We start from the raw sequence: 15,966 nt of genomic DNA, 5'->3' as shown, positions 1-15,966 counted from the left end.
TGGGCCGAATGGTCAATGCAGACATCGAGATCGAGACGCTCGCCGAATTCGACCGCGTCGTCGCCAGGGGGTCCCTGAGCGGCTACCGGATCCAGTCGGTCAACCTGTTGGAGCGGACCTTCGCGCTGTTGTCGGCCGACACCGCCACGGCCGTCTTCCTGGGCTGCCCGATGGAGCCCGACGCCTCCGCGAAGGTCCGCGCCGACGGCGCGCTCGTCTTCCCCCCGGTACCGGACCTGCCGTTCAACCCGTACCGGGGCCTGCTGTACACCGCCGAGGAGCTGTTCTCCGGCCTGGACGAGGGCTACGAGGCCACCCCGGACGCCCAGGCCTACGCCTGGCTCCAGGAGACCGGGACCGACGGCGACGTCTTCTCCTCGATGCTGCGTTCCATTCACGACGACGCCGTCTCCGACGCCCTCGACGAGCACCTGACCGGCGCCCGGGTGGTGGGCGTGATGGGCGGCCACGCGATGGCCCGGGGCGGTACGGACTACCGCGGCGCGGCGGAGCTGGGCCGAAACCTCACCCGGTCCGGGTTCACCGTCGCCACCGGCGGCGGCCCCGGCGCCATGGAGGCCGCCAACCTCGGCGCCTACCTGGCTCCCGCCGCCGACGAGGCGCTGCCCGAGGCGCTGGAGCTGCTGGCCGAGGTCCCCTCCTTCGTCCCGTCGGTCTCCGACTGGGCCCGCGCGGCCTTCGCCGTACGGGAGCGCTGGCCCGACGGCGGCGACTCGACCGGGATCCCGACCTGGTTCTACGGGCACGAGCCGCCGAACGCGTTCGCGGGCCACATCGCCAAGTACTTCGCGAACGCCACCCGTGAGGACGGGCTGCTGGCCCGCTCCAACGCGGGCGTGGTGTTCCTGCCGGGCGCGGCCGGCACCGTCCAGGAGGTCTTCGACAACGCGACGCCGAACTACTACGCGTCGCGCGGGGAACCGACCCCGATGGTCCTGGTGAACCGTACGCACTGGACCGAGCACTTGCCGGCCTGGCCGCTGCTCACGGCGCTGGCCCGCGGCCGGGCGATGGAGTCCCGGATCGCGCTGGTGGACTCGGTGGACGAGGTTCCGGCGGCCCTCGCCGCAATGGGCTGACCTCCGGAGGCAACTTCGCGTCCGTTTCCCACGTCTGGCAGAGGTAACGCGAAAACCTGCCAGACGTGAACGGAGCCTTCTGTGCTCATAGGCCTGCTGACCGCTGTCGCGGCGTCCATCTGCTACGGCACGGGATCCGTCCTGCAAGCCGTGGGCTCGCGGCGGGCGGCCCGGATGTCCCCGGCCGCCGCCGGGGTGACCGCGCACGGCGGACCCAACCTGACTTCCACCGCCAAAGCCGCGATGACCTGGGAGTTCATCGTCGGCACCATCCTCGACTTCGTGGGGTTCGGGCTCGGCGCGCTGGCCGCGCGAATGCTGCCGCTCTTCCTCTCGCAGACCGTGATCAGCGCCAACCTGGTGATCACGGCCGTGCTGAGCGTGAAGATGCTCGGCATCCGCCTCACCCGCAAGGAGTGGACGTCCATCGGTGTCGTCTGCACGGCGCTGGTCCTGCTGGCCACGGCGGCGGGCCACGAGGGCGGTCACCACGCGCCGATGTCCACCCACTGGTGGCTGCTGGGGATCACCCTCTTCCTGATGATCGGCGGCACGGTCGCCGTCCGGCTCCTCGGCGGGAACGCGGCGATCCTGGCGGGTCTGCTGTCCGGGCTCGGCTTCGGCGCGCTGGGCGTCGGCGTCCGCATCCTGAACGGGATCGACCCCTTCGACCTGGGCGCCCTCCTCGGCGACCCGGCGCTGTACGCGATCCTGGCGGCCGGCTTCGGCGGCATGTACCTGCACACCGTCGCCCTGCAGATCGGCTCGGTGAACGGCGCCACGGCGGCCCTGGTCGTCGGCGAGACCGTGCTCCCGGGCGCCATCGGCGTGCTCTGGCTCGGCGACGCCTCCCGGCCGGGACTGGCCTGGCTGGCCGTACTCGGCTTCGTCCTGGCGGTGGCCGGAGCGGTGGCCGTGGCCTGGTTCGGCAAGCACGGGGCCGAGGAGGACGAGGCGGCGGGGGCGCCCGCCGCGCCCGTCCCCGAACCGGTGCGGTAAACCGGCACCCGCTCTCCCCTCACCCGCCCGGCCGCCCCCTGGTGGCAGCCGGGCGGCCGCCGGCGCTTGCTGGACGGGGGAGAGAGCGAGAGGTCCATGGAGGAGTCCACGACCGCGCGGTTGCGCACGCCCCGGGCCGCCGGCACGGCCGGAATCGCCTTCGCGGTACTGCTCGCGGTGGCGATCGCGCTGATGCGCGTCGCCGTTCCCGAAGGCGGCTCCCCCGACGCCCGAGTCGATCCCGATGACCGGTGGGCGGTACGGCTGGCCCTGGAGATCGTGCCGTTCGCCGGGATCCTGTTCCTGTGGTTCATGGGCGCCCTGCGCGCCCATGCCGGCGAGGCCGAGGACCGTTTCGTCTCCACCGTCTTCCTCGGCAGCGGCATCGTCTTCGTCGCCACGCTGTTCGTCGCCGCCGGCGCCGCGGGCACCGTGTTGCAGGAGGGCACCGACACCGCCTTCGGACGCGACTACGCGTACACGATCCTGACCACGTACGCGATGCGCATGGCGGCCGTCTTCGTCTTCGCGACCTCCAGCATCGGACGCCGGCTGGGGATCTTCCCGCGCCCCCTGGCCCTGCTCGGGTACGTGACCGGGCTGGTCCTCATCGTCATCGGCTCCGGCGTGCCCTGGAGCGAGATGATCCTCCCCGCCTGGGCGTTGATCGTCGGCGCCTACATCGTGCGCTCCGCGCGGCGCTAGCCGCCCGTCGGGCCGCCCCGGGCCCGGCAGGCGGACCCCGCCCGCCCCGTGCATATTGGATGGGGAAGCTGCGGGGGCTCGGGGACGAACGGGATGTTCGGGCCACGGAAGGGCTGGTGCCTCATGAGGCTTGTCGTCGACCTCAACCGCTGTCAGGGATACGCACAGTGCGCGTTCCTCGCCCCCGATGTGTTCTCCATGCACGGCGACGAATCGCTGCTCTACAACCCCGAGGCGGGCGAGGAGCAGCGCGAGAACGTCATGCGCGCCGTCGCCGCCTGCCCCGTGGGGGCCATCCTCATCGAGCTCGAAGATCGGGACATGTCGGCGCTCACCCCGGAGGCGCACGGTGCGCGCTGACGGGAACCTGGAACGGCTCAAGCGCGACGGACGCATCGTCGTCGTCGGCGCGTCCCTGGCCGGCCTACGGGCCGCCGAGACCATGCGCGACAAGGGCTTCACCGGTTCGCTGACGATGATCGGCGATGAACCGTACGAACCTTACGACCGACCCCCGCTGTCGAAACAGGTCCTGCTGGGCAAGGCGGCCGCGGACCACACCGCGCTCCCCCGGCGCCGGGACATCGGCGCCGAGTGGCGGCTGGGGGTGCCCGCCTCGGGGCTGGACATGGCGGGGCGCCGGGTCCTGCTGGCCGATGGCGAGGCGGTGGAGTACGACCGGTTGCTCATCGCGACCGGGGTACGGGCCAGGCCGTGGCCCAACGAGGAGGAGGGCGCGCTCACCGGCGTCTTCGTCCTGCGCACCCGTGACGACGCCGTCGCACTGGAGCGCAGTCTCGCGGCCGGTCCCCGCCGGGTGCTGGTGATCGGGGCCGGCTTCACCGGCTCCGAGATCGCCTCGGCCTGCCGGGAACGCGGCCTGCCCGTCACCGTCGCCGAACGCGGGGCGGCGCCGCTGGTCGGCGCGCTAGGCGGGGTCATCGGCGAGGTCGCGGCCGAGATGCACCGCGAGAACGGCGTCGACCTGCGCACCGGGATCATGGTGACGGGCCTGGAGGGCGACCCGGCCGGCCGGGTCCGCGCCGCGCACCTGTCCGACGGGTCGACGATCGAGGCCGACGTCGTGGTCGTCTCCCTCGGCGCCCAGCGCAACACGGAATGGCTGGCCGGTTCCGGACTGGGCGCCGGCCCCCGCGGCATCGCCTGCGACGCGGGCTGTCGGGCCTTCGACATCCGGGGCATCGTCACCGACGACATCTACGTGGCGGGCGACGTGGCCCGTTCCCCGCACGCCCTGTTCGGGTACCAGTTCCTCTCCCTGGAGCACTGGGGCAACGCCGTGGCCCAGGCCGGGACGGCGGCGCACAACATGCTCAGCGAGAGCGCGGACCGCCGCCCCCACATGTGGGTGCCGGCGTTCTGGTCCTCCCAGTTCGGCGTGAACATCAAGTCGGTCGGGGTGCCCTCCATGGGGACCGAGCTCATGATCACCCAGGGCTCGCGCACCGAGCGGCACTTCGTCGGCGTGTACGGCTACCAGGGCCGCGTGATCGGAGCGGTGACCTTCGACAACTGCCGCTGGCTGCCCTTCTACCAGCAGATGATCGAGGCCACGACGCCGTTCCCGCCGCCGTTCCCGACCGTGGACCGCAGGCCCGAGGGGCAGAAGCCGATGCCCGCGGACTTCCCGGACCCGTCGGTGCCGACGCACGGCCCGACGATCACCCTCAGCGGTTACTCCCCGGACGACCGGAAGATGACCTTCACCCCCGCCCGCCTCTGACCGCACGCGCACCGCACTCCCTGGCCCGTGGACCTTGAGGAGCACGAGGACCTGCCATGACACAAGCCATCCTGCGGGAGATCATGGACTACGCGAACCGCGCAGATCCGTATCCGCTGTACGAAAAGCTCCGCGAGACGCCGGTGGCCCACGACGGGGACGGGCCGTACGTGATCAGCACGTACTACGAGATCCAGAGCCTCCTGCACGACCCGCGGATCAGCTCCGACGCCGCCAATCTGGCCTCGACCGCGAGCGACCCGCTCGCCGATGGCGAGGAGGAGGGGACGACGTTGCCGCCGTCGTTCCTCAAGCTCGACCCGCCCGACCACGACCGGCTCCGCCGGATGACGAACCGGCCCTTCGGCCCGCCGCACTCCCCGCACAAGGTGCACGACATGCGGGACGAGCTGGGTGGCATCGTGTCCGGGCTGATCGACGGCATCGTCGCGGCCGACTCGCCGGACCGGATCGACCTGGTCGACCAGTTCGCCTACCCGTTCCCGGTCACGGTGATCTGCCGGCTGCTCGGCGTACCCCCCGAGGACGAGCCGCGCTTCCACGTGTGGGCCGACACCATCGCCGCCAGCCTCGACCCGGACCCGGACGCCGACCCGACGAAGCGCCGCGTTCCGGCCGACGCCCGGATGGAACTCGGCATGTACCTGGCCGGGTTGATCGAGGAGCGCCGCAAGAACCCCGGTGACGACATGTTGTCGCACCTGGCGACCGCGGACGGACCGGACGGCGCCATGACCACGATCGAGGCGCTGAGCACCTCGGCGCTGCTGCTGATCGCGGGCCACGAGACCACGGTCAACCTGATCACCAACGGGATGCTGACCCTGCTCCGGCACCCGGACGTCTTGGAGCGGCTGCGTCAGGACCCCGAGCTGTCCGTTCCGATCGTCGAGGAGTTGCTGCGCTTCGAACCGCCGGTGCAGTTGCTGCCGCAGCGCACCACGCTCTGCGAGATCGAGGTCGCCGGCGTGACCATCCCGAAGGGAGCCTCGCTCTGGCTGGTCCTCGCCTCGGGAAACCGCGACCCCAAGAAGTTCGAGAACCCGGACCGCTTCGATCCCGATCGCGCGGACATCCAGCACCTCGGCCTGGGCAGTGGCATTCACAGCTGCTTCGGGGCGCCGCTGGCCCGGCTCGAAGCCCAGCTGGCGCTGAGCGAGCTGGCCCGCCGGCTGGAGAACCCGCGGCTGCTGGAGGACCCGCCGCCGTACCGTCAGAACGCGGTGCTGCGCGGCCCCCGCCACCTGCCGATCGCCTGCGACGGCATCCGCGACTGACCCGGTCGCCGCGGCGCTCCGCCGGGGGTCCACCTGATCCCTGGCGGTCGCCGCGGCCCTCCGCCGGGGTCCACCGGATCCCTGCGGAGCGCCGCACCACGGGGTCCGGGCTTCAGCCGGTTCCCGTCGGCAACAGCACCACCTCGGCCGGGGCGAAGGCCACCGACACCCGGTCGCCCACCGCCGGCGCCCCGACCGGCCCGCACTCGGCCTCCAGGTCGGGACCCGCCCCGGGCCGCAGCAACAGCGCGACGTGCGTACCGCGGAAGGTGCGGGACAGCACCTCGCAGCGCAACCCCTCGTCCCCCAGGAGCACCCCGGCGGGCCTGATCAGCAGCCGCCGTTCGCCCTCCGCCGACCCGGCCGGTACGGGGACCGCGCCCCACGGGGTGGCGGCGCCCCCCGCCGACACCGTCGCCGGGACCACGTTCTCGAAGCCGAGGAACCTGGCGACGAACTCCGAGGCGGGCCGCTGCCACACCTCCAGCGGGGTACCCGCCTGGGCGATCCGCCCGTCCCGCATCACCACGACCCGGTCGGCCAGCGCGAAGGCCTCCCCCTGGTCGTGGGTCACCGCCAGCACGGTCGTGCCGAGCCGGGAGAACAACCCCTGGAGTTCGACGACGAGCCGCTCGCGCAGCCCCCGGTCCAGCTGGCCCAGCGGCTCGTCCAGCATCAGCAACCGCGGGGAGGGGGCCAGGGCCCGGGCCAGCGCCACCCGTTGCTGCTCGCCCCCGGAGAGCGAGGCGATGGCCCGGCCCTGGGCTCCGGGGAGCCCGACCAGCTCCAGCAATTCGGCGACCTGGCCCTCGTAGGCGTGCCGGGTGGAACCGCGCATCCGCAGGCCGAAGGCGACGTTCCCGCCGACGTCGCGGTGCGGGAACAGCTGGTGGTCCTGGAACATCAGCCCGACGCCCCGCCGGTGCACGGGCACCCCGGCCTGGTCGGCGCCGGCCAGCAGGACCCGGCCGGCCGACACCCGCTGGAGACCGGCCACCACCCGCAGCAGGGTGGACTTGCCGCTCCCGCTGGGTCCGAGCACACACACGGTCTCGTGCTCGGCGACCTCCAGGTCGACGTCGTCCACGACCGCGCGTTCGCCGAAGCGGACCGTCACCCCTTCGAGACGGAGCAGGGTCATCAGAACTCTCCCGAGGTTTTGTCGGGGCGCAGCCGCTCCAGCACCAGCAGGGACACGGCGCACACCAGCATCAAAATCGTGCTCAGGGCCATGGCCTGCCCGTAGTTCAGCTCACCGGCCCGCCCCAGCAGTCGGGCGACGGCGACGGGCAGGGTCGGGCTGTCGGGCCGGGCGATGAACACGGTCGCCCCGAACTCGCCGAGGGACACCGCGAAGGCGAAGCCCGCCGCGATCAGCAGCGCCCGCCGCACCAGCGGCAGGTCCACCTCGCGCCAGGCCCGCAGCGGCGAGGCACCCAGTACGGCGGCGGCCTCCCGCAGCCGTCCGTCCACCGCCCGCAACACCGGCAGCATGGTCCGTACGACGAAGGGCACCCCGACGAGCGCCTGCGCGAGCGGCACCAGGATCCAGGAGGTCCGCAGGTCCAGCGGGGGTTCGTCCATGGTGATCAGGAAGCCGAAGCCGACGGTCACGGCGGACACCCCGAGCGGGAGCATCAGCAGCGCGTCGAAGCCGCGTACGAAGCGCCCCCCGCGCCGGGTCAGCGCGGCGGCGGCGAGCCCCCCGATGAACAGGGCGATGGCGGTGGCGGCCAGCGCGTAGCGCAGCGAGTTCCCGATCGCCTCCAGCGGTGGCACCAGGAACGTTCCGCCGCCGGAGCCCGCGTCCTGCAGGGCCCGGTAGAAGCCGAGCCCGTAGCCGCCGGGGGCGTCGAAGGACCGCTCGACCAGCACGCCCAGCGGCAGCACGATCAGCAGCGCCACCGTCAGCAGCACCCCGCCGAGCAGCCCCCGCTGGGCCCAGCCGCGCGGCCGGTGCGCCGTGCGCGCCGGGTCGACCAGCCGCAGCGCGGTCTCCCGGCGGCGCACGGTCCATGCGTGCAGGGCGAGGATCGCGCCGACCGCGACGAACTGCACCATCGTCAGGACGGCGGCCGTCGGCAGGTCCAGCAACTGCGCGGTCTGCCGGTAGACCTCCACCTCCAGGGTGGAGTACGCGGGACCGCCCAGGATCTGCACGACGCCGAAGGAGGTGAAGGTGAACAGGAAGACCATCAGCGCGGCGGCGGCGACGGCCGGCCCGAGCGCGGGCAGCGTCACCCGCCGCCACGCCCCGTAACGCCCCGCGCCGAGGACCCGGGCCGCCTCCTCCTGACGGGGGTCGAGCTGGGCCCACAGGCCGCCGACCGTCCGGACGACGACGGCGTAGTTGAAGAAGACGTGCGCCAGCAGGATCGCCCAAACCGTGGTGTCCAGGCGGACTCCCCACAGCTCGTCCAGCAGTCCGCCGCGCCCGACCAGCGCGAGGAACGCCGTGCCGACGACCACCGTCGGCAGCACGAACGGAACGGTGACCACCGCGCGCAACAGTTGCTTGCCGGGGAACTCGAAGCGGGCGAAGACGTACGCCCCGGGCAGCGCGATCAGCAGGGTGAGCACCGTGGAGGCCAGCGCCTGCCAGGTGGTGAACCACAGCACGTCCGCGATGTCGGGCCGGGCCAGCACCTCGCCGATCCGACCGAACTGCCAACCGGAGTCCGTCCTGAGCCCGCGGCCGACGATCGCGGCCACGGGGTAGGCGAAGAACAGCCCGAAGAAGACGAGCGGCACCACCATCAGGCCCAGCCTGACGGCGGTGGTCCGCCCGCCCTCCTTCGGGGAGCTCCCGCGTGCTACTTCACGACGAGCGAGGACCATGCCTTGACCCACTGCTCACGGTTCTTGGCGATGGCGTCCGGAGTGACGTTCTCCGGCTTCTCGATCACCACACCGTGCTTCGTGAAGACCTCCGGCAGCTGCGCGTCCTTGACCACCGGGTTCACGAACATCTGGAGCGGCATGTCCTCCTGGAACTTCTTGCTCACCAGGAAGTCGAGGAGCGCCTTGCCGCCCTCGGGGTTCTTCGCGCCGTTCAGCAGGCCCGCGAACTCGACCTGGCGGAAGCAGGTTCCGGTGGAGACGCCCGTGGGGGCCTCGGCCGGCTGCGGCTCGCCGTAGAGCACCTCGACCGGCGGGCTGGAGGCGTACGAGACGACCAGCGGACGGTCGCCCTTGGCCTTCTTACCGCCCGCGGAGCCCGAGAAGCGCTCGTTGTAGGCCTGCTCCCAGCCGTCGACGACCTCGACGCCGTTGGCCTTGAGCTTGCTCCAGTAGTCCTTCCAGCCGTCCTCGCCGTACTTGCCGACGGAGGCGAGGAGGAAGCCGAGACCGGGCGAGGACGTCGCGGCGTTCTCGGTGACCAGCAGGTTCTTGTACTCCGGCTTGACCAGGTCGTCCAGCGTCTGCGGCGGGGCGAGCTTCTTGTCGGCGAAGTACTGCTTGTCGTAGTTGACGCAGATGTCACCGGAGTCGATCGGGGTGACGCGGTGCTGCGGGTCGAGCACGAACTCGGACTTGATCCCGTCCATGCCCTTGACCTGGTACGGGGTGAAGATCCCGTTGTCGAGGGCCCGCGAGAGCAGGGTGTTGTCGACACCGAAGAAGACGTCGCCGCGCGGGGAGCCCTTGGTCAGGATCTCCTGGTTGAGCGCCGTGCCGGCGTCGCCGGACTTCAGTCGCTTGACGGTGTAGCCGCTCTGCTGCTCGAACTCCTTCAGGACCGAGTCGGTCACGTTGAAGGAGTCGTGGGAGACGAGGGTGACCGTCTTGGACTTCGGGGCGTCGCTCGCGCCGGCGGTCCTGTCCTTGGCGTCGCCGCCGCCGCAGGCGCTGAGCGTGGTGACGCCGAGCGCGGCCACGAGCGCGGCGCCCGCGATCCTCTGGGTGGTGCTCACTGGTTGATTCCTCCTGGGATGACCAGGAGAAGACGCGGCCCTGCCCGGCGCTCTGCGAGAGCGGACGCCGGGCAGGGCGCAACAGCATGAGTGGTGACCGAACTTCCTACCCCGAATGACCGGGGCGAGGTTCAGAGGGTCTGCGGATGACGGATACCGCACTCTCAGCGCTGTGGCGCTCCCCTGTCGGAATATGAAATTGGTTCGGCCACAGGGTACCCCGCGTCCGAATGTGATCGACCATGGCCGAATTTCGGCCCTATCGCTCCGAGGCGGCCAGCTGGCCGCAGGCGCCGTCGATCTCCTGACCGCGGGTGTCCCGTACGGTCACGGGCACCCCGTGGCGGGCGATGGCCTCGACGAACGCCTTCTCGTCCTCGGGCCGCGAGGCGGTCCACTTCGAGCCCGGGGTCGGGTTCAGCGGGATCAGGTTGACGTGGACGCGCTTGCCCTTGAGGAGCTTGCCGAGCAGGTCACCGCGCCAGGCCTGGTCGTTGATGTCGCGGATCAGGGCGTACTCGATGGAGATCCGGCGGCCGGACTTCTCGGCGTACTCCCAGGCCGCGTCCAGCACCTCACGGACGTTCCAGCGGGTGTTCACCGGGACCAGGGTGTCGCGCAGCTCGTCGTCGGGGGCGTGCAGCGAGACGGCGAGCCGGCACTTGAAGCCCTCGTCCGCGAACCGCAGCATGGCCGGGACCAGGCCGACGGTGGAGACGGTGATGCCGCGCTGCGACAGGCCCAGGCCGTCGGGCTCCGGGTCGGTGAGGCGGCGGATGGCGCCGACGACGCGGTTGTAGTTGGCGAGCGGCTCGCCCATGCCCATGAAGACGATGTTCGACAGCCGGGCCGGGCCGCCCGGGACCTCTCCGTCGCGCAGGGCGCGCATGCCGTCCACGATCTGGTGCACGATCTCGGCGGTGGACAGGTTGCGGTCCAGACCGGCCTGGCCGGTGGCGCAGAACGGGCAGTTCATGCCGCAGCCGGCCTGCGAGGAGATGCACATGGTGACCCGGTCGGGGTAGCGCATCAGCACGGACTCGACGAGCGTGCCGTCGTGCAGCTTCCACAGGGTCTTGCGCGTGGTGTCGTTGTCGCAGCTGATGTGACGCAGGACGTTCATCAGATCGGGCAGCAGCTCCTGCTGGAGCTTCTCCCGGGAGGCCGCGGGGATGTCGGTCCATTCCGCCGGGTCGTGGGCGTAGCGGGCGAAGTAGTGCTGGGAGAGCTGCTTGGCCCGGAACGGCTTCTCACCGATCGCGGCCACCGCCTCCCGGCGCTCGGCCGGGGTGAGGTCGGCGAGGTGCCGGGGCGGCTTCTTGACCCCACGAGGGGCGACGAAGGTGAGCTCTCCCGGAACGGGGCGGGCCATGGCAGGTACTCCTTGTAAGACGAAAGGCGCGCCGCAGAAGCAGCGCGCCCTTCAAGAGTAACCGCCCGGCCCGGTCGAGGCTTTTCCTCCACCGGCCGCCCCGGTACCGCGGCGACCGGTGGATCGGCCGCCGATCAGCGGCGGAGCGGCGGACCTCAGCCGGTGCCGACGAAGGCCGCCAGGAGCAGCCACACGACGGGAGCGGTCGGCAGGAGCGAGTCGAGCCGGTCCATGATGCCGCCGTGGCCCGGCAGCAGCGTGCCCATGTCCTTGATGCCCAGGTCGCGCTTGATCATCGACTCGCCCAGGTCGCCCAGGGTCGCGCTGACCGCGACGGCCAGGCCGAGGACCAGACCCTGCCACCAGGAGCCCCCGTCGATCAGGAACTCCATGCACAGCGCGCCGGCGGCCATCGCGAAGGCCACGGCGCCGAACAGTCCCTCGCGGGTCTTCCCGGGGCTGATGCGCGGCGCCAGCTTCGTCCTGCCGAAGCGCCAGCCCACCGCGTAGGCCCCGGTGTCGCTGACGACGGTCAGCACCAGGAACGTGACCACGCGCTGCGGGCCGTCGTCCGCCGTGAGCAGCATCGTGACGAAGGTGGCCAGGAACGGCACGTAGAACGCCGCGAAGACGCCGGCGGTGACGTCCTTGAGGTAGTCCTCGGGCGGTTCCGTCATCCGCCACACCAGGACCGCGAGCGCGGTCAGGGCCATCGCGACCCAGGCACCCTCGGCCCCGCGGACGTAGCCGGCGATGACCATGGCGGCGCCACCGACCGCGAGCGGGACCAGCGGCGCCTTGATGCCCTTCTTCTCCTGGAGCCGGGAGGTGAGCTCCCACAGACCCACCACGACCGCGACGACGACGACACCGACGAAGACGGCCTTGACGATGAACAGCGAAGCGAAGATCACCGCTCCGAGGCCGATGCCGACCCCTATGGCGGCACGCAGATCCCGCCCCGCGCGCTTCTTCTGCGGAGGCGGTGAGGCGTCCTGCGGTGCCTGCGAGGACGGAGGCGGAGGCGGAGGGCTGGGCATGGGCTCCTGCAACGGCGTCTCGGCGCGGAGCGGGGGGCCGCCCGCGAAGGCGGCCCCCCGATCGCGTGCTTCCCGGTCGTCGAAGGCACGGCCGGCGGCATCGGGCACGATGGGCATGGGCCGAGTGTGCGGGCCCACCAGCGCATCGTATGCGGGACCCGCCGGAACCGGCTCCGTGGCCCAGGGAGAGTCGTTCATCAGACCTCGAGGAGCTCGGCTTCCTTGTGCTTGAGCAGCTCGTCCACCTGCGTGACGTACTTCGCGGTGGTGTCGTCGAGCTCCTTCTCGGCGCGACGCACCTCGTCCTCGCCGGCTTCCTTGTCCTTGACGAGCTTGTCGAGGGCGTCCTTCGCCTTGCGGCGCACGGCGCGGATGGAGACCTTGGAGTCCTCGGCCTTGGTGCGCGCGACCTTGATGTACTCCTTGCGGCGGTCCTGCGTCAGCTCGGGGAAGGTCACCCGGATGATGCGGCCGTCGTTGCTCGGGTTCACACCGAGGTCGGAGTCGCGGATGGCCTGCTCGATGTTGCGCAGGGCGGACGCGTCGAACGGCGTCACGATCGCCATGCGCGGCTCGGGCACCGCGAAGGAGGCGAGCTGGTTGATGGGCGTGATGGCGCCGTAGTAGTCGGCCACGATCTTGTTGAACATGGCCGGGTGCGCACGACCCGTGCGAATCGCGCCGAAGTCTTCCTTGGCGACGACGACGGCCTTCTCCATCTTCTCCTCGGCCTCGAGGAGGATTTCTTCGATCACCACGTGCTCCTGCATGTCAGATATGGATGGTTCAGGCGGGGCGGGGCGGTTCGGGCCGCCCGGACCGGGCCCGGTGAGGGCCCGGCCACGGGGCTCAGACCCGGGTGCCCTGGTCGCTCACGAGCGTGCCGATCTTCTCACCCTTGACGGCGCGGGCGATATTGCCCTCGGCGAGGAGTTCGAAGACCAGGATGGGGAGCCGGTTGTCGCGGCACAGCGTGATGGCGGTGGCGTCGGCGACCTTGAGGTCCCGGGACAGCACCTCGCTGTACTCCAGCGCGTCGAACTTCACCGCGTCCGGGTTGGTCTTCGGGTCGGAGTCGTAGACACCGTCGACGCCGTTCTTGCCCATGAGGAGGGCTTCGGCGTCGATCTCCAGGGCACGCTGGGCGGCCGTGGTGTCGGTGGAGAAGTAGGGCATTCCCATGCCGGCGCCGAAGATGACGACGCGGCCCTTCTCCAGGTGCCGCACGGCACGGAGCGGGATGTACGGCTCCGCGACCTGGCCCATGGTGATGGCGGTCTGCACCCGGCTGTCGATGCCTTCCTTCTCCAGGAAGTCCTGGAGGGCGAGGCAGTTCATGACGGTACCGAGCATGCCCATGTAGTCGGACCGCGCGCGGTCCATGCCGCGCTGCTGCAGCTCGGCGCCGCGGAAGAAGTTGCCGCCGCCGATGACGATCGCGATCTCCGCGCCGTCACGGACCACGGCCGCGATCTCACGGGCGATGGCGTGCACGACGTCGGGGTCGACACCCAGTCCGCCGCCGCCGGAGAAGGCTTCGCCGGACAGCTTCAGCATGAAGCGGCGACCCTTCTTGCCGTGGTCGCTCTTGTCGTCGGAAGCGGTGTGGGGGTCCACGCCCTGATTCATGGGGATCTCCTCGTGCACATACGAAGAAGGCCATTGCCGGTGGGTCCTCGCGGTTCCCTCTTCGGCAATGGCCTCCTCGTCAGATCTGCGGTCGTCTCGCGCGTGCGCGGACGACTGCTTCAGACCCTACCGGGGTCCGGTGTCCGTCGCGTACGGACGGACTCAGATGCCGACCTTGATGCGCGCGAAGCGCTTCAGGGTGACACCGGCCTCGTCCAGAACCTTCTGGACGGACTTCTTGTTGTCCAGCGCGTACGGCTGGCCGAGGAGCGTGACGTCCTTGAAGAAGCCGTTGACGCGACCCTCGACGATCTTGGCGATCGCGGCCTCGGGCTTGCCCTCGGCGCGGGTGACCTCTTCGGCGACGCGGCGCTCGGACTCGACGACGTCGGCCGGAACCTCGTCGGCGGTCAGGTACTTCGGCGCGAACGCGGCGATGTGCTGGGCGATGCCCTTGGCCAGTTCGGCGTCGGCCTTGTCCAGCTCGACCAGGACACCGATCTGCGGGGGCAGGTCGGGCATGGTGCGGTGCATGTACGAGGCCACGAAGGCGCCCTCGTACGACGCGAAGCGGTCCAGGACGATCTTCTCGCCGAGGTTGGCGTTGGCCTCGTCCACGAACGCCTGGACGGTCTTGCCGGCCTCGATCTCGGACGCCAGCAGCGCCTCGATGTCCGCCGGCTTGATGGCGGCGACGTGGGCGGCGAGCTGGTCGGCGACGGCCAGGAACTTCGGGCTCTTGGCCACGAAGTCGGTCTCGCACTTGAGCTCGACGAGCACACCCGAGGTGGCGTCGGCGGCGATCAGGGAGGTGACGGCACCGTTCTCGGCGGAACGGCCCTCGCGCTTGGCGACACCCTTCAGGCCCTTGACGCGCAGGATCTCGTTGGCCTTGGTGACGTCACCGTCGGCCTCGACGAGCGCGTTCTTGCAGTCCAGCATGCCGGCGCCGGTGAGCTCGCGGAGCTTCTTGACGTCAGCGGCGGTGTAGTTCGCCATGAGTCTGTGATTCTCTCTCGAAGTCGTGGATCAACGGGTGAACGGCGGAGGAGTCGCGCTCGTGGCGCGGCTCCCCCGCCGTCATCGTCCGTGCTGCGAGTGCCCGGCGGATGAACGCCGGGCTCTCTCAGAGGGTCAGGCCTGCTCGGCGTCGGCGGCCGGAGCCTCGACGACGGCCTCGGCCTCGGGCGCGGGGGCCTCGTCAGCAGCCTCGACGGCGACCTCGGCCTCGGGAGCGTCGGCAGCGGGAGCGTCGGCCTCGGGGGCGTCGGCAGCGACGGCCTCAGCGGCGGGGGCCTCGGCGTCGTCGGCCTTCTTCTCGCCCTCGAGCAGGTCGCGCTCCCACTCGGCGAGCGGCTCAGCAGCGGCCTTCTCGCCCGGCTTCGAGTCACCGGTGGCGGCACCGGAGCGGGCGATGAGGCCCTCGGCGACGGCGTCGGCGATCACGCGGGTGAGCAGGGTGACGGAGCGGATCGCGTCGTCGTTGCCCGGGATCTTGTAGTCGACCTCGTCGGGGTCGCAGTTGGTGTCGAGGATCGCGACGACCGGGATGTGGAGCTTGCGCGCCTCACCGACGGCGATGTGCTCCTTCTTGGTGTCGACGATCCAGACGGCGCTGGGGACCTTCGACATCTCGCGGATACCACCGAGGGTCTTCTCCAGCTTGATCTTCTCGCGAGAGAGGACCAGGAGCTCCTTCTTGGTGAGACCCGAGGCGGCGACGTCCTCGAAGTCGATGCCCTCAAGCTCCTTCAGACGCTGGAGGCGCTTGTAGACGGTGGAGAAGTTGGTGAGCATGCCACCGAGCCACCGCTGGTTGACGTACGGCATGCCCACGCGGGTCGCCTGCTCGGCGATGGCCTCCTGGGCCTGCTTCTTCGTACCGACGAACATGACGGAGCCACCGTGCGCGACGGTCTCCTTCACGAACTCGTAGGCGCGGTCGATGTACGACAGCGACTGGAGCAGGTCGATGATGTAGATGCCGTTGCGCTCCGTGAAGATGAAGCGCTTCATCTTCGGGTTCCAGCGACGGGTCTGGTGACCGAAGTGGACGCCGCTTTCCAGCAGCTCCCGCATCGTTACGACGGCCATGGCCATCTCCTTGGTTTCTCGGTTTGGTTCCTGACGCCCCGACGCGCCCTGCCCCGAAAAGGGACCGAGAG

The 15,966-nt window shown here is 70.8% G+C and carries 15 protein-coding genes and 1 riboswitch; of the genes, 6 read left to right on the top strand and 9 right to left on the bottom strand.

Annotation, left to right across the window (positions count from 1 at the left end):
- Positions 1–8: 8 nt before the first annotated feature.
- From AB0D46_RS05285 to AB0D46_RS05260, 6 genes are all read left to right on the top strand, one after another.
- On the top strand, positions 9–1,100 hold the full coding sequence (locus AB0D46_RS05285) for an LOG family protein (RefSeq protein WP_362875916.1): 1,092 nt from the start codon (positions 9–11) through the stop codon (positions 1,098–1,100).
- 81 nt (positions 1,101–1,181) lie between these two features.
- The gene (locus AB0D46_RS05280) at positions 1,182–2,099 is read left to right on the top strand and encodes a hypothetical protein (RefSeq protein ID WP_362875915.1); all 918 of its coding nucleotides are present in this window, start codon (positions 1,182–1,184) and stop codon (positions 2,097–2,099) included.
- 96 nt (positions 2,100–2,195) lie between these two features.
- On the top strand, positions 2,196–2,804 hold the full coding sequence (locus tag AB0D46_RS05275) for a hypothetical protein (RefSeq protein ID WP_362875914.1): 609 nt from the start codon (positions 2,196–2,198) through the stop codon (positions 2,802–2,804).
- 123 nt (positions 2,805–2,927) lie between these two features.
- Positions 2,928–3,164, top strand: a complete 237-nt coding sequence (locus AB0D46_RS05270; protein WP_362875913.1) for a ferredoxin — start codon at positions 2,928–2,930, stop codon at positions 3,162–3,164.
- A complete protein-coding gene (locus AB0D46_RS05265; protein ID WP_362875912.1) occupies positions 3,154–4,548 on the top strand; it encodes an FAD-dependent oxidoreductase in 1,395 nt (464 codons plus the stop codon). The genes AB0D46_RS05270 and AB0D46_RS05265 overlap by 11 nt, the downstream gene beginning before the upstream one ends.
- A 56-nt stretch (positions 4,549–4,604) precedes the next feature.
- Positions 4,605–5,846, top strand: coding sequence for a cytochrome P450 (locus tag AB0D46_RS05260; protein ID WP_362875911.1), 1,242 nt, complete (start codon positions 4,605–4,607; stop codon positions 5,844–5,846).
- 112 nt (positions 5,847–5,958) lie between these two features.
- On the opposite strand, the gene AB0D46_RS05255 is transcribed toward AB0D46_RS05260, so the two are convergent.
- The 9 genes from AB0D46_RS05255 to rpsB form a co-directional block, all read right to left on the bottom strand.
- Entirely contained in the window at positions 5,959–6,987 is a 1,029-nt protein-coding gene (locus tag AB0D46_RS05255; RefSeq protein WP_362875910.1) for an ABC transporter ATP-binding protein, read from the bottom strand.
- A complete protein-coding gene (locus tag AB0D46_RS05250; RefSeq protein WP_362875909.1) occupies positions 6,987–8,603 on the bottom strand; it encodes an iron ABC transporter permease in 1,617 nt (538 codons plus the stop codon). Before AB0D46_RS05250 ends, AB0D46_RS05255 begins: the two co-directional genes overlap by 1 nt.
- A gap of 56 nt (positions 8,604–8,659) precedes the next feature.
- Complete coding sequence (locus tag AB0D46_RS05245) at positions 8,660–9,760, bottom strand: thiamine ABC transporter substrate-binding protein (RefSeq protein ID WP_362875908.1); 1,101 nt, start codon at positions 9,758–9,760, stop codon at positions 8,660–8,662.
- Positions 9,761–9,845: 85 nt separating this feature from the next.
- Positions 9,846–9,955: riboswitch (TPP riboswitch) on the bottom strand.
- Positions 9,956–10,019: 64 nt separating this feature from the next.
- Complete coding sequence (gene rlmN, locus AB0D46_RS05240; RefSeq protein ID WP_362875907.1) at positions 10,020–11,132, bottom strand: 23S rRNA (adenine(2503)-C(2))-methyltransferase RlmN; 1,113 nt, start codon at positions 11,130–11,132, stop codon at positions 10,020–10,022.
- Positions 11,133–11,287: 155 nt separating this feature from the next.
- A complete protein-coding gene (locus AB0D46_RS05235) occupies positions 11,288–12,370 on the bottom strand; it encodes a phosphatidate cytidylyltransferase (protein WP_362875906.1) in 1,083 nt (360 codons plus the stop codon).
- The gene (gene frr, locus AB0D46_RS05230) at positions 12,370–12,927 is read right to left on the bottom strand and encodes a ribosome recycling factor (protein WP_362875981.1); all 558 of its coding nucleotides are present in this window, start codon (positions 12,925–12,927) and stop codon (positions 12,370–12,372) included. The genes AB0D46_RS05235 and frr overlap by 1 nt, the downstream gene beginning before the upstream one ends.
- Positions 12,928–13,021: 94 nt before the next feature.
- Complete coding sequence (pyrH, locus tag AB0D46_RS05225) at positions 13,022–13,801, bottom strand: UMP kinase (RefSeq protein ID WP_362875905.1); 780 nt, start codon at positions 13,799–13,801, stop codon at positions 13,022–13,024.
- A gap of 162 nt (positions 13,802–13,963) precedes the next feature.
- Positions 13,964–14,800, bottom strand: a complete 837-nt coding sequence (gene tsf / locus AB0D46_RS05220) for a translation elongation factor Ts (protein WP_362875904.1) — start codon at positions 14,798–14,800, stop codon at positions 13,964–13,966.
- Between the two features lie 135 nt (positions 14,801–14,935).
- Entirely contained in the window at positions 14,936–15,895 is a 960-nt protein-coding gene (gene rpsB, locus AB0D46_RS05215) for a 30S ribosomal protein S2 (protein ID WP_362875903.1), read from the bottom strand.
- Positions 15,896–15,966: the final 71 nt, after the last annotated feature.

Source organism: Streptomyces sp. NPDC048383 (genome assembly GCF_040651775.1).
Lineage (GTDB): Bacteria > Actinomycetota > Actinomycetes > Streptomycetales > Streptomycetaceae > Streptomyces.
Note: the sequence above shows the minus strand (reverse complement) of the source record. Positions and strands in the feature narration are given on the sequence as shown.